This is a genomic window from Verrucomicrobiales bacterium (genome assembly GCA_016793885.1).
Classification (GTDB): Bacteria; Verrucomicrobiota; Verrucomicrobiia; order Limisphaerales; family UBA11320; genus UBA11320.
In genome coordinates this window covers 1-13,658 of sequence record JAEUHE010000170.1, presented here as the reverse complement: position 1 = coordinate 13,658, position 13,658 = coordinate 1, and the positions used below count along the sequence as shown (strand labels likewise).

Genomic DNA, 13,658 nt, shown 5'->3' with positions numbered 1-13,658 from the left:
GCGTCGTACCGGTGTCCGCACTCTCCCACGCGAATCGGTCTTGATGATGTCCGTGTCTGATGTGGAGGTCATATGTGTCATAACCTGAATGCTATGACGGTTATGACTCCCTCAGCTAGAGGCGCTCAGAGTGACGCTTACTATATGTTGGCAATCTTGTCACTACAGTGGAGTTTGGATCGGTCCTGGAAACCGAGGTTTGAAAGGCGTGAAGTTCTCCCGTAGCAATCTCTCCGCTTATCGTATTCCCAGAAGAAAGACCTGTTGTATGCACAAAGGAAGACTCCAACGAGTAGCTTCCTAGGCCTATGCCGCATAGAACCACTGTATAATTTCCGTCAACAAATGATGTAAGCCACAGTGCTTTAACTTGGCCTTCCTCTTCTGTGGTGACGACACCAGGGATTTCTCGATAAAAATTACCGTCTCCACAGTTATGGCCATACCTGCGTCCATGGGGATCGACCAAGTAAATGGACACGGGACTTTTCACACCAAAGGAGGCAAATGCACCTTGCATTTTTGGGCCGAAATTCGGGCACCTAAAGGCACTAGCCTTGGGGTAACCTAACTGAGCCATGACAATACGGACGTTTGTTATCCAGTCATGAGCATCCTTGGCGAGTTTCGGCGTCGGTGGAATTACTGACCCCGTGACCCAAATGTTTCCAATCTCATCCAGAGTGTCTTTTCCGACATAGCGCGAGTTGCGATTGAACTTTGCCGCAATAAACGATACTGCCTGTTCCCAATTTCCGAAAGTCGTGCAGTCAGCTCCTCCGTTTCCATTTCGATTACAACTCTCACCCCAGAAGTTGTGATTCATACCGGCTTGCGAGTAATACTGTGGATTGTTACCGTATCCCGATTCCTGCCAAGCGATGGCCAGTATGAGGCGAGGATCTATATCCTCCCTAACGCTCGCGTCGATCAGAGACTGCATATTCCGGTGAGCCAAATTCAGCTCGTCTGGAGTTGTAAGATTTCCACCAAAATCTCTGGGATAAGGTCCCGGATAACTTGTTGCACGTAAGCGCAATTGGTCAACAAGTTGTCCTGCCGTCACTGGCGGCTCACACACCAATTTCTCCGGAAACAAATTGTTGGTCTCGTCTAACTCAGAGATGCCGTTGTCACGATCGAGGACGAGCAAGAGGTAACTGGCATTCGCCGGTCGCTGGGAAACATCTTTTATAAGAACTTCTTTGAAGTGTAGGCCGGAAGTTAGGTCCTCTGGGTGAGACAAAGTATCTGTGAATGCAATGGGCAGCAGCGACTCTCCAAGAGTCGGCCCGGTAGCCCAGTAAAGGTTGGCAAGCAAAGGTTTATCTAGTGAGATGTCCTCTACCTCATAAATGTAAACGAGGTAGGGATCAGAACCACCACTGTCAGAGAAGAATTGAAGAGACTTCGCGACGATATCTGACCTGTTTCTCAACGGGTAGACATTATTGCTTTCTGCGGCTCCCTCTTCAACAAATCCATTTGGAAACCCATCAGTCGGAGGGTCCACGATAAGTAACAAGTGGGTCGCGCCTTCTGGGGGTATTCCTAAGACCGAGTTCGGAACATAAAACGGTCCGTAGCTTCCGTTGAGTTTATTGATGGTGGCGGAGTAGACTGGTTCGCCACCCTTGGGCACATCTGCCAAATTCGGACCGTTCGACCACCATAACTCAGCAGTCGTATCCAGGTCCAAAGCTGGCCAGTGCACCTCGTAACGGAATTCCACCCCAGCATTTAAGGGATCCCATTCCAAGGATGCTGCGACGAGATCGAACAGCACTAAAGAAGCATAATTGTTTTGTTTGGGAGCTTCTTCTGAAGCTGATAGCTCGCTGTTTGCATCAAGGATCAAAAGTATGTGGGTCGCTTCAGGGGGGGGATTTGCAAATACTCTTTCTGGCGTGGTGAATGTAATTACATCGCTTGACCAAGTGCCTGCATCGATCGTTACTGGTTCAGTGATAGGCGCGAAGCCCGGTAGTTTATTATCCCTCCCCGCTCCGTTGGCCCAAAACAAAGAGGCACTGGTTGCCTTGCTTAGAGCACCGCCATCAACACGATATCGAGCCTCAAGCCCTCCTCCGGTGGTGTTCCATGAGAGCCCAATAGCCACTAGATCACTGGGTTCTCCCAAAGGCACGAAAGTGATATCGTCGATCGCAATATCGTTTCCGCTAGCAAACGTCGTTGGAATGCGAAGCTCAATGGTTGCGGTTTGGGCCTCTTGTGATGACCAATTCAGTGCATATTCCTTCCACGCTCCCTGAACCAGAAATCCCTGTCCGTAACTTTTGCCGTTGACAAAGAAAACCACTTCCCCAGGTCGGCCACCTGGATCTGTGCAGCAGACATTTGCCACCCATACTGAGAGTTTATACTGTTTGAATTTCTCTACTGGAACGGTCTGTTTCCATAGGGTCGTGACACCAGTTTCTATATAGCCGTTTGCGATGAGCATCGTGTTTCCCGATCCGACAGTATGATCGGAAAATGGGTAAAAATTATACTGCACATCGGAAGGACTCGCGGCTAGTGCATATTCTCCAGGCCATACGACATTGTTGGCTACATTGTCATAACTGTAGTCACTTTCGAACAAGACATTGCCTTGTTCAAAGTCACCGTTCAGAATCAGATTCGTCGCTTTAGAGACGAGAGGTTCGAGAGCCACACAGAAAGCCAACAATCGAAGCCACTTAATCGAATATGTGAAGGATTGCATAGAAACAGAAACGATTTGGAAGTTGGAGTGAATGCCCGGATGGTGGCAGAAGAAAAGCCACACCGCCCGCAAATTCGTTCAAACGTTGGAACCACGGCGAGGATTATTTCGCACAACGCCGCTTGTGTTGTGTTCCGGAGGCAGTAGGAAATCAGATATCTCTTTTCTTTGCGTGGGGTGCCTCCCATTCCCTAGACGGTCGACCGCATATACATTGAGCTCTTCACTCATTTGTGGTCTCAGAAGCAGGGACGCTTCTCGGAGGCGGTAGCCGAGGTGGCCTGCGCTCAGTCTTCATCGGCCCGTCAAAATCCTTCATCCCATAGTCCACGATTTGTTTCATCATGGTGTTGTAAATCCCTTCGATTAGTGACTTGTCCTTGGAATCAATTATCCCTTTCAGCACCTTGTGAGGATTGAGAAGCAAAACTGTTTGAATCTCTTGATGAGCCCCTCGCGCGATTCTAATGAATCCAAGCTCTTCGAGTTTCTTCATCCTCTCCTTCCACAACCGCTCTCTTGATGTCCCGTAATATCCGGCACTCGTGATGAGCGTGTCCCTATTGTTCACTTCCAAGATTCCGTGGGATTTACAGTGGGACCACAGAGCTAGAAAGGTCTTCCCCGCAGAGTATTTTTTGGATAGGACATCAATAGCCTGAATGACCATCGGCATTGTTCTCGGCATGTAGGCCTAGAACCAACATTCGTGTCACCAGCCGCCATTTGGATCTAGAATCTTCGTCACCAGCTGACGCGCTGACACCATCGCTCGCTGAATATGGGATCTGGTTATGTAACGGCTAACGAAGCACCTTAAGCCGTTTGAACGTGAGGCCCAATCCACATTGGAATACGCCTATTGCTCGACGTTCGATTCCATGTTTGGAGTCGCTACAAACAGCAGTCGCGCGGAGGCCCCGGGCTCACGGACTAGGGCTCCGCCTTGATCCTTGGCCAACAACAATAGTTCATCGTCCCCGATTACAGAAAGTAACTGACTGTGCTGAGTGATGACGATCTGGTTTTCGGCCAGTGTGCCAGAATCGATGATCGCCACCGCTCCACGCCTGGACTCAACGAGCATAGAAGATGGCAACGGTGTTGTGCTGATATTCCTAATCGCACTGTTAAGGTGCTGATCGCTATGAATGTTTTGCGGTGGGGATGTTCGCGTCAATATCAGGGCGACGCCAACCGTGGTCGCTGCGACCATCGCCACGGCTCGTTTGTAGATTCGAAACGTTCGTTTCTGCCGCACTGCCTTGATGGTGCGATCAAGAATCTGGGCGTCGCGCGCGAAATCTTCGCCTAGGATGTCATCCAACAGCTCGTTTGGGTCAGGTGGTATCGGCATTTGTAAGTTGGTCTAGAATGTTAGTCTTCAGACGCTGGCGAATACGCACGAGTCGTGACTCGATCGCTTTCTCAGTTGTGTTCAGCTGTGCGGCAATCTTCTTTACAGGCATGCGCTCAAGATACTTGAGATCAACGATCTCACGGTCCTCATCCGGCAGTGCGGCGAGGCTCGATGTTAGATGCTCATTCAGTCTTGTCTCGGATTCACGTTCTGTGCATCCGCGATCCGAATGCTGCTGCTCGAAGAACCGACCCAGCAGCATCCGGTAGTTCAGCCCCTTGCGGCTTTGATCAACGGCCGCAGAACGAGCCAGGACGGTCAGCCAAGACCAGAATGTATCCTCTGAATCAAAGCATCGGATGTGTCGAACCACGCGGAGCATAGTCTGCTGCAAAGCGTCCTTCGCGGCCTCTTCCTGACCCGATGTTACGACCACGAGATAGCGGAACAAGCGACGCCCGTAGAATTGATAGAAAGCGCGGTAGGCATCCTCGTCTCCTCGCAGCATACGAGAGGTCAATTGAACCACTTCTGGTCGATGGACTGAGCTGTAGTCATCCATCAACGAGATGGTGGTCGAGCGTCGAGGTCAAATCTTTCACGATTGAATAACTCACTTAGGAACTATTGTTTTGTAGGAATCGGGCCTGCCGTTGGTGGTGGGGTGCGGTTCGGGATCCCAACGGGCTTGAGGCCCATGAGGACATCTTCGATCACTTTTAACTTATTCTCCACTCCGACGGCGATTAGGAGTTTGGTCTCTTTATGAAACTTGAGGTTCGGGTTCGGAGTCCCGTCGTTCATCATCTTCCAGCCGGTCTCCACAACCGTAATAATGTCGTCGACGGTCTGATGCTCGAGGAACCCAGCGAGCTGGTAGAACCGGCAGACCTGCTGCGGACTAGCCTTCGGAAGCACCACAGGTTTATCTGCCCTGAAGAACCAGATTGAATCTGGAGTTATGAGCCCCTCGGTCTTGAATGTGGCGGATAAATGAAATTGTCGGAAGCCGATTGGGCCGCTAGGATCGGGGATCTCCTTAGTCGTAGCCAGGCCTAGAGCTTGGAATAGCTCTGCGACCGTGATGCTGCGCATTTTAAGCGCTGGAAGCTTCTCATCGAGACATTCGTCGGGGATGATCGCGTTGAGGGGTCTTCCTGACTGTTTCTGGATTGCGTCCACAAGATCGCTCGGGGTTCCGCCCGGGAAATCCAAGTCAAACCTAACTAGGTTCGTCGATGCCGATTCATTTGACGATGCACTCGGTCTAGGCCCGGCCAGTTGTCCAAAAGTCTGTAGGGCAGATAGCGCACAACTGAGCAGCACGATCGCGAGCGTCTTTTTCATTGGTAGTTTGTTCATTTCAATACGCAACACGCACGACCCAGCTGAATCCTTCGGACATTCTTCGAAAAAGCGCCTCGAACCAGAAAACTCTCCACTGCAGGCTATAGCCTCAACCGCTGGCTTTCTGACCCTTACGCCTGAGCAGCTTCGAGGCGTCAGCACGCAGTCCCCCCTTAGGATCGATGAAGCGGTAGAGTGTCTGTCGCGTGATGCCCAGCTCTTTGCATAGATCACCGACCTTTGTATCGCGCTTAGCCATAGCAGCTTGGGCGAGACGCAGCTTGGCAGGCGTCATCGTATAGGGACGCCCACCGTTGCGCCCACGAGCCCGCGCAGATGCCAGGCCCGCCATTGTTCTTTCGCGGATGAGCTCACGCTCGAACTCGGCGAGCGCTGCGAAGATGCCGAACACGAGCCGACCGCTGGCAGTTGTGGTGTCAATGTTGGCACCTTGGCCCGAGAGAACTCGAAACCCGATCTTCCGCTCCATCAGGTCATGGATGGTGTTGACGAGGTGGCGGAGGTTACGCCCGAGACGGTCGAGCTTCCAGACGGCTAGCGTGTCGCCCTCCCGCAATGACTTGAGGCACGCTTCTAGCCCCGTCCGATCGTCATTCTTGCCCGAGGCTTGATCCTCATAGAGCCGCGAGGGCTTCACGCCAGCCGCAAGCAGCGCATCGCGCTGCAGGTCGAGCACCTGCGATCCGTCCACCTTCGACACGCGCATATAGCCGACCAGCATGTTCTCCCTCTGTCATTAATACGGTCGATTGTGTGACAGTCATTCCAACCGCAATCACGGGCGTGAAATCAATCACATAATCCGTCACTTATTCTATGAGTGACAAACATGCCTGTCAAAGATTACGTTACATATTTGTGGAAACGCCAGACGGATGGACGCTGACTTTATCAGATGGGCCGCTCATCGCAGCCAAGAGTCGGGCCAATAGATTGCCGTTTGCGGTGCTATTACTCTTCTTCCGTGCGCACGGCCGATTTCCCCGCGCACAGAACGAGATCAAACACGACACGCTTGCCGACGTTGCGAGGCAGCTCGGCATTGGGTCGGCACCAGCGAAGTTTCCGGATGTCTCTGGTCGCACCGCCGAGCGCCACCGCGCGGAGATCCGCACTCTGCTTGGTTTTCGCGAGGTGACCGTTGCAGATGGCGAGGTCCTGACTGAATGGCTTCGTGATCATGCCATCGGAGAAAACCGGGGCATTGACTGGCTAGCAGGGGAACTCGAGCAGCGCTGTCGGGGTATGAAGATCGAGCCACCGGCCGCTGATCGGAGCGAACGCATCGTTCGGGCCGCGCTTCACGCTTACGACGACCGGTTCTGTGGCGAGATCTATGATCGATTGCCGTCGGCCACACGAACCAGGCTCGATGCCTTACTCAGCCCTGCCACGGTAGAGCCGAAGGCTGCGGAGAACGATGATCCGGACGATCACATTCCTGCGGTGCTGATGTATGTTTGCTCCGATCCTGGCGAGCCGAGCGTCAACAGCTTGCAGGCTGAATTGGCCAAACTCGATCTGATCCGAAAGCTCGATCTGCCGGCCAATCTCTTCGACCACGCACGACCGCATGAGGTCGTGCGCTATTGCCAGCGGGTCGCGGTCGAGGCTCCATACGAGCTGCGCCGACATGCCGAACCGTTTCGGTTGACGGCCCTCGCCGCCTTCGCACACCTGCGAGGTCGGTCGCTCACCGACGGCTTGGTCGATCTTCTGATCGAAACTGTCCATCGCATCGGTGCCCACGCGGAGCGCAAGGTGGACCGGGAGCTGCTCGACGATCTGAAGCGTGTCACCGGCAAGCAGAACATTCTATTCGAGCTGGCCGACGCTTCGCTGGCGCATCCCGATGGCGTTGTGCGCGAGGTCGTGTTCCCAATCGCCAGCGAACAGATTCTGCGCGACCTGGTCAAGGAATGGAAAGCGACCGGCCCAAGGGACAGCAAAACTCTGATTCTTGGGAGACCATTTAAGGCTCCTAAACACTTCACTTAAGGAAGAATCAGCCAATAGCGCTCCCCATTGGCGAGCCTGGTCGTTTGTAAGCGTTGTCGGTCATCTGGGGACCGATTAGAGCGTAGAAGGGTGTAGATGTCGGAGAGCACAGCTTCCGCTTCGGCATAATAGCTGTGTCCCAGGGCATCTAAGTCAAAATTCGGCACTTCCACGGTATCCAATCCTTGAACGACAACAACTGGAGGTGTAAATCCAGCTCGAGGGGCCTTGTGAATCCATTGAGAAAGACCAACTGCTTTGTCACTTGGTGAAGCATAAATGGTAGTTCGAGTGGATAAATTGAGGTAGGCTCCAGCCAGATTGGTAAAGAGCGCGGTTCCGACATCGGGTGCTGCGAGTATAATTTGCCCAAAGCGCACGCTAGTCTGCCGTTGTGCATCGGTCTGAATCCGCTGCATAGCGCGAAGTAAGCCCCGATTACCCATGCTGTGGGCGATGATGTGAACTCGAGCAGTGCCAAATGTCTCCGCAAACCGCACCAAAAACTCTGTTATCGCCGCCTCGCTGGCCTCAATTGAGGCTTCATCCGCTTTATATTCCTCGGTTTGACCTCGAGAAGGCCAACTAAAGAAGGCAGTCGCACCCAAGGCTTTCAAGTCAAAACCAACTTGAGCTGCTCGGATTGCTGCCTCCTGGAAACTGACATTAAATCCGTGAATATAAACTAGCGCTTGTTTTTCATCGGCCTTTTCCCATCGGGCCAGTTCGGTTTTGACTGAACGCCAAAAGCTCGATTCATCCAAGGGAGAGATCTCGGTAAGTTTTAAGCGGTCGTCGGTCAGCGTTAGTAGACGATGTTTCCAGCCCGAGCCCACAGACCCAAATCGGTGTGCTTTAGGAATATGCACGGTGCACGTTCCGTAATGAGTTTTTCCGTCTAACAAGCCAGAAAATCCAGCTTCCGGATTGCCCTCTATGAGCGGCCGGCGATTGGTTCCAAACCACACTATGTAATCCGATGGCAACTGCCACTGACCTGCAGGAGCCACATTTCTGTATTGCGCAAAGGAGCCGGTAGCCGAAGCAACTCCAACGGTTAAAGCCGCATATATCGAATAAGTTAGACGTTTATATCGCGTTTGGATCGCAGCCTCGAGTGCAGCCAATTGCTCATTTGGAGTTAATTTACTCGCGTCCACCCCATAGCGGTTCAGCTCGTTTATAACAATCGACTTGTTGCCTTGCTCCGCATCCTTTCGAATGAAATGTTCTCGCATCCGGAGGTGTCTGCGCCAGGCCCCAATGCCGGTGGCTGCAGTGAACGCGCTTAGTGAAAGAACGGCAGTGACCAATTGGATATTATCCCACATCGTAGGTAATTTAAGATTGAGGTATTGGGGTTATCTTGCAATCCAAATTGGTCTAGAGGATGCCACACAATTTCCGGATGGCCGCACCGTAGCCGAGCACGATGAGAGCATCCGTAAGACCCGAGCGAAATATTTGTGGTGGTCTCGGTGTGCGCTTGTCATGTTGGTTCATTCTTGGCTTCGCATTTCAACTGATAGCAACGTGGAAGTGAAGGATCGTTTCGCGTAAAGTGTAGCGTTCCTACATCATTCGTTGTCGCGGAAATCGACGTGGGGAGGTGCCCCGCACAGAGCGCAATAGTAACCGACATGAACGTTGGAGAACGTAAAAGCACTCCCTGCCTCGACCACGGAGGTTGGTGATGCGGTCCGTTACTAAAAAACAGCCCCGATGGGGCGCATGCCGCTCACCCGGCCTCCGGATAAATTCCAAAGAGGTCTGCAATCTCCTCGGCCACCTCTGCTGACATTTCCCGGCTGGCGCCGTCAAACCAGTCTTGGAAGAGGTAGCGAGCGCCGGTCCAGGCTTTCGATTCCGGACACCAGTCGAGTTCGAAATAGTCCGCAGGCCCTCCCCAGGAGAGGCAAAGTTTGAACGTGAGACTTTTTTCGACCGAGAGAAGTGTCTCCTGAGCCTCCTCGGGGTTCTCCCGGATTTCTCGAAGACGCCCCTCCAGCTGTTTGTCGATGCGCTGCTCACATGTCTTCCCGGGTTTGTTTGATTCCATCGTAATCTCCTTTTTTGTTTTGGAGGGACCATCCCTCTCGAAACCACGAGGGATGGCCGTCAAAATGAAAAGGTGTGGGCTCTGTTTTTCTCTGTAGAAACTTTAGAGCGGTAGACTGTCAGCTCGCATGACGGCTTTGCTGGCAAAGAGCTGCTAGCCTAACGCGCCGTAATAGAGCCCGGAAGATGGAAGGGAGACAAATCCGCAGGTGAGATGAATCAGTCGTCTAAGGCAGGTGAAGCATTCATGAAAAGCTAATTGAAGCTCGCAAGAGGTGAGCCAACCGGAATTTCATTAATACTCCACCTTAAATGTCGGCGAATCCTCCGCTCGACTGACCCGCTTATCGTAGAGCCTCGTCGTCGAAATGTTTGAGTGACCCAGCCACTGCTGCACCTCCGCGATGTCCGCCCCATGCTCCAAAGCGTTGGTGGCAGCCGTTGTGCGTAGCGCGTGAGGGCGAATGGATTCACTTGGGATACCTGCGTCCTTGGCGTAGCGCTTCACGATGTCGGTATAGATAGCCGATCCCGAGATAGCTTTGCTGAGCGTGTTGGTGGCGTTGTTTTTAACAGGCCGAAATAAAGGGCTCGTAAGCTCTGCACGGTGCCCGGCGGCATCGAGATATTCCTCAATTGCAGCAACAGCTACCGGGTGCGCCGGGACGTAGCGAATCTTACCTCCTTTGCCGTGAACGGCGAGGGTCTGCACGCCTCGGCGAATGGCGTAGTCCTTCACGCGTAAACCGCAGAGTTCAGCACGTCTTAGCGCATGGAACAAAAGGACGGCGAGAATCGCGCGGTCCCGCTTGCCCTTTGGTGTCGTGGCATCCGGCGTTTGAAGAAGACGCTTCGCTTGAGCATCCGAAAGAGCCGGGGTCTTTCCTTCGTTGGAGCCTTCTTTTGGTCGCGCTACGCCCTTCACGGGATTGTGCGTAATAGCGTTGGCCTCACAGAGGTGGTCAAACAGGTCGGAGAGTGCAGAAAGTTTTCTTCGGATGGTAGCTGGCGCAAGCTTTTCGGCCTCCAGTGCCTTACGCCAGGCGATGACATGGGCGCGAGTGGCGGTTCGAAACTCGTCAGGCTTCTCTATGCCAACAAAGCGCATAAATGATTTGAGGTCATTTCGATAGGCCCGGCGCGTGTTGGAGTTCTCGATGTTGGCAAACCATTCGGCCTCCGGTGGCACGGCGGCGAGCGATTTGTATTCAGCGCGCGTAAGGAGGCGTTCCGGGTTCCTAGTGGCTGGGAGCGGCGCCGAAGAGACAATGACCGAAGATATCAAATCGGAAGGCAATGCGCCTGGCGGGATGATCCGAATGGTCTTTCCCACAATCGCGCTTTTCGCCAACCGATACCTCGTGCGGGTAAGGGTGCCATCTGCGGCCAGTTCGGTAACCTGCCAGTGCTGCCTCCCCTTCCCCGTGATCTCAACCGGAGGAAGACTTGGAAGCTCGGCGACGACAAAACGGATGCCGATGGTGAGGGGCGCTTTTGCGGTCGCGGTAGAGCGTTTTGTCATGGCATTGCCTTTACTTGTGATAAAATACATTATCGTAAGTAACCGGTCAAGGCCGTAAATTGACTTTTGGAAGGGGGATGGGAAGCATCGGTGACGCAAAGCTTTTGACGTTTTGGACGGCGACGGATTATTCGTATCAATCTAAATGCAAAAACCTTTCCTGCTCTCAAATTCTGTTCAGCAAGCGGAGGACATTTTGAACCGATGCGTTGCCGAGTATGAAGCTGCTTCCGATGCCGACTCCCGGGAGTTTTACGCCCTCAAAGTTCAGATAAGCATTTTTTATTATGATGTGATTCTCGGTATGCTCAGCGTCGGTCGCAACAAATCTAAGGGTTTCGCGCAAGCAGTGGCGTTGAAGTCACTTGTCCACAATCTTTACGAATACGACCAACAGATGAGTCGAACGTTGATTCCGCGCATCAGAGCTTACGCTATTAAGCGTAAGCACCCCTTTGTCACTTCCGCCATCAGGGCGGAGAAAGCGAAGTGGAAGGAACAATTTGACACAATCCGAGGGTGGAAGAGTGTCAGAGACACCGCGACTGGGCATTACGGTCAAGACATCGATCGACAAATTCAACTGCTCAACACTTTAGTCCAGGAGGAAGTGCTTTCAGTTGCTTCGGCGTTTGGGAATTATAGTGTCTTCATTTTTCAGCTACTTCCTCATAAGAAACGAAGTGCTCTAAGCAAGGGGAAGCCCAACTAGGGCAGAGAATATGGTGACCAGAAGAAATGGATGTAAGTGTAGATTCCAATCGACACGCGCGTGCCGCTAAGGCTGAATATCCCCAATCAAAGGAGGAATTCATGCGTAGCAGTAACACTATCCGAGAAGTCGTCGTCACCCGTGAGGCTCACGAACAATTAACGAGGGATGAGATTTGTCAGGCCCTCACCCATCACGAGCCGGAGAAATTCTTTACGGTCCACCCAGGCGAGAAATCCGAGATCGTCATTGTAACTGACGACGGACTAACCCAAGTCATGGTTTATACCGGAAGGGACTAAAGGCGACGTGCAATCCATCTGGGGCGCGCGCCCCATCCAGAGCGCAAGTGAAACTGAATCGAACGTTTTACCGAAGGGAACGTTCCACCCTAAAGGTGCTCCCCTGCCCTCCCCTTCCAAATCTACCTCCTAAAATGCCCTAGGACGCATTTTCCGAGAGGGGTCCGCTATACTGCCCCCCCTTTTCGGTGAGAATTCCGACTTGGGATACATTCAGTCATTGGGCGGTCACACCGCCACGAGGTAAAACGGTGGCATGTAGATTACATGGCATTCCTGGAAATCATCGATGTGCTCCACCTGCCCCAGGGTCGTAGCGTGCTCTACTTCCCCTCGTTGAATAGCCATCTCCAGTTGAGGAATCAGAATCATGGAGCCCGGCTCGCTTCGCAAAACCCCATCAACCATAAAGGCGAGCTCTAGAAGGCGTTCTTTAGAGTGAACGATTAAGAGCTGAGAGACTTTCAGATGTGTTAAACTTAACGCCGCCTTAGCGGTTCTAAACTCCGTCCAGTCCATCAGGGAGCGAAACTCGTTCAAGGTAGTCTGATAACATTCATCGAAGTCTCGGGCATCTGCAAGGTCATCGGCGTTTGTCATAAATAGTGTCCCCCGCCCTATTCTCGGTTCGAAAGCATTTTGGAGTCAACCCCCACAGGGGCTTTGGCCTTCCTTCCCTTCCATCAGCCCCATAAAAAAGGCCCCACTCTTGGGGCCTTGCTGACAATTAGTAGTCTTCCGGCAGAAGCACTGCGGTTGAACTCCTGTCAGCTTCGGTTATTATCCAAAACTTGATTCCGTTCCGGTCGCGATAGACCGAAAGAAGCCTAAATCCATTTTCGAGCGAGAACTCGTTCTCTTCAAAATCTGCTTCTGATACATCTCCCCACTCTCCGTGAGCATGTCGCGACAAAGCGATCTGCACGTCATCAGGATTTAGGGAACGTTGAGCATTGGCAGTTATGACCGTTTGCCCGAGTGGGAATTTTTCTTTCATGGTTTTTGTCTCCAAAAGAGAGGGGCAGTTACCTGCCCCCCAATGATTTATTTCTCATCCTCCTTGGCACCCTGCTCGAATATCCAGCCGTGGGCCTCATCGGCGCACTTTGCGACAGTGAGCAAGTCATCTCTGCCAAAGGTTTCGGTGTTTTTCCACTCCTCGCCCTCTTTGTAGATCCTCGAGAAGGTCACGGAGTAACGCTTGCCGTTTTTCGTCTCGTTTTCCCAGATTGCAGCTTTGATGGAGCCGAATCGGATAGTGTGTATTGGTTTATTTTTCATGTTAGTTTCTCTCTGTTTTTTGAGGGCTAATTCCCTCTCTTCACTTGCATTGAGAGAGGGATTCGCCCGAGGAGAGAGAAACGGTGCACGTCCAAAGGAAAGCGAAGGGCGAGGAGCTAAGCCCCGGAGTGACAGGCTTCGCCTGGCGCGAGGATGCGCGAATCAACTAAAGCGGCTTTGGGAAGAGCGTAAGCGTCATACGAGGCGCCATTTACCCGCCGGGTGAAAGCGGGTGGTCATATATGTCAGATCATATCTGACTGACGTTTATGATGCTATGGGACGTAGGACCGGTCGAAGTTGGTTGGCCCAGGATTCCGGTGTTACTT

Annotated in this window: 14 protein-coding genes; 2 read left to right on the top strand and 12 right to left on the bottom strand. The window is 52.5% G+C overall.

The features are described from left to right. Positions 1 to 115 precede the first annotated feature (115 nt). The 6 genes from JNN07_19415 to JNN07_19390 form a co-directional block, all read right to left on the bottom strand. On the bottom strand, positions 116 to 2,728 hold the full coding sequence (locus tag JNN07_19415) for a glucosaminidase domain-containing protein (protein MBL9169914.1): 2,613 nt from the start codon (positions 2,726 to 2,728) through the stop codon (positions 116 to 118). 223 nt (positions 2,729 to 2,951) lie between these two features. After that, positions 2,952 to 3,404, bottom strand: coding sequence for a hypothetical protein (locus tag JNN07_19410; protein MBL9169913.1), 453 nt, complete (start codon positions 3,402 to 3,404; stop codon positions 2,952 to 2,954). A gap of 183 nt (positions 3,405 to 3,587) precedes the next feature. After that, positions 3,588 to 4,085 carry a hypothetical protein gene (locus JNN07_19405; protein ID MBL9169912.1) on the bottom strand — a complete coding sequence of 166 codons (498 nt, stop codon included), beginning with the start codon at positions 4,083 to 4,085 and terminating at the stop codon, positions 3,588 to 3,590. Further along, a complete protein-coding gene (locus JNN07_19400; GenBank protein ID MBL9169911.1) occupies positions 4,069 to 4,596 on the bottom strand; it encodes a sigma-70 family RNA polymerase sigma factor in 528 nt (175 codons plus the stop codon). The genes JNN07_19405 and JNN07_19400 overlap by 17 nt, the downstream gene beginning before the upstream one ends. Positions 4,597 to 4,712: 116 nt before the next feature. Next, positions 4,713 to 5,435 carry a hypothetical protein gene (locus JNN07_19395; GenBank protein ID MBL9169910.1) on the bottom strand — a complete coding sequence of 241 codons (723 nt, stop codon included), beginning with the start codon at positions 5,433 to 5,435 and terminating at the stop codon, positions 4,713 to 4,715. Positions 5,436 to 5,544: 109 nt separating this feature from the next. Beyond that, complete coding sequence (locus JNN07_19390; protein ID MBL9169909.1) at positions 5,545 to 6,177, bottom strand: recombinase family protein; 633 nt, start codon at positions 6,175 to 6,177, stop codon at positions 5,545 to 5,547. Between the two features lie 95 nt (positions 6,178 to 6,272). Between JNN07_19390 and JNN07_19385 the strand changes: the two genes are divergently transcribed. Continuing rightward, positions 6,273 to 7,454 carry a DUF4158 domain-containing protein gene (locus JNN07_19385; GenBank protein MBL9169908.1) on the top strand — a complete coding sequence of 394 codons (1,182 nt, stop codon included), beginning with the start codon at positions 6,273 to 6,275 and terminating at the stop codon, positions 7,452 to 7,454. On the opposite strand, the gene JNN07_19380 is transcribed toward JNN07_19385, so the two are convergent. From JNN07_19380 to JNN07_19370, 3 genes are all read right to left on the bottom strand, one after another. Continuing rightward, positions 7,451 to 8,785 carry an alpha/beta hydrolase gene (locus JNN07_19380; protein ID MBL9169907.1) on the bottom strand — a complete coding sequence of 445 codons (1,335 nt, stop codon included), beginning with the start codon at positions 8,783 to 8,785 and terminating at the stop codon, positions 7,451 to 7,453. The two genes, JNN07_19385 and JNN07_19380, sit on opposite strands and share 4 nt — an antisense overlap. 407 nt (positions 8,786 to 9,192) lie before the next feature. After that, positions 9,193 to 9,513, bottom strand: coding sequence for a hypothetical protein (locus tag JNN07_19375; protein MBL9169906.1), 321 nt, complete (start codon positions 9,511 to 9,513; stop codon positions 9,193 to 9,195). A gap of 294 nt (positions 9,514 to 9,807) precedes the next feature. After that, positions 9,808 to 11,064 (bottom strand): tyrosine-type recombinase/integrase, encoded by a 1,257-nt coding sequence (locus JNN07_19370; protein MBL9169905.1) that lies wholly within the window; start codon positions 11,062 to 11,064, stop codon positions 9,808 to 9,810. 115 nt (positions 11,065 to 11,179) lie between these two features. Between JNN07_19370 and JNN07_19365 the strand changes: the two genes are divergently transcribed. Next, positions 11,180 to 11,746: a hypothetical protein gene (locus tag JNN07_19365; protein ID MBL9169904.1), complete on the top strand. Its 567-nt coding sequence runs from the start codon at positions 11,180 to 11,182 to the stop codon at positions 11,744 to 11,746. Between the two features lie 530 nt (positions 11,747 to 12,276). On the opposite strand, the gene JNN07_19360 is transcribed toward JNN07_19365, so the two are convergent. The 3 genes from JNN07_19360 to JNN07_19350 all read right to left on the bottom strand — a co-directional run bounded on the left by JNN07_19360 (position 12,277) and on the right by JNN07_19350 (position 13,329). Continuing rightward, positions 12,277 to 12,648 carry a hypothetical protein gene (locus JNN07_19360; GenBank protein ID MBL9169903.1) on the bottom strand — a complete coding sequence of 124 codons (372 nt, stop codon included), beginning with the start codon at positions 12,646 to 12,648 and terminating at the stop codon, positions 12,277 to 12,279. Between the two features lie 127 nt (positions 12,649 to 12,775). Further along, positions 12,776 to 13,045: a hypothetical protein gene (locus JNN07_19355; protein ID MBL9169902.1), complete on the bottom strand. Its 270-nt coding sequence runs from the start codon at positions 13,043 to 13,045 to the stop codon at positions 12,776 to 12,778. Between the two features lie 47 nt (positions 13,046 to 13,092). Then, complete coding sequence (locus JNN07_19350; protein MBL9169901.1) at positions 13,093 to 13,329, bottom strand: hypothetical protein; 237 nt, start codon at positions 13,327 to 13,329, stop codon at positions 13,093 to 13,095. Between the last annotated feature and the right edge of the window lie 329 nt (positions 13,330 to 13,658).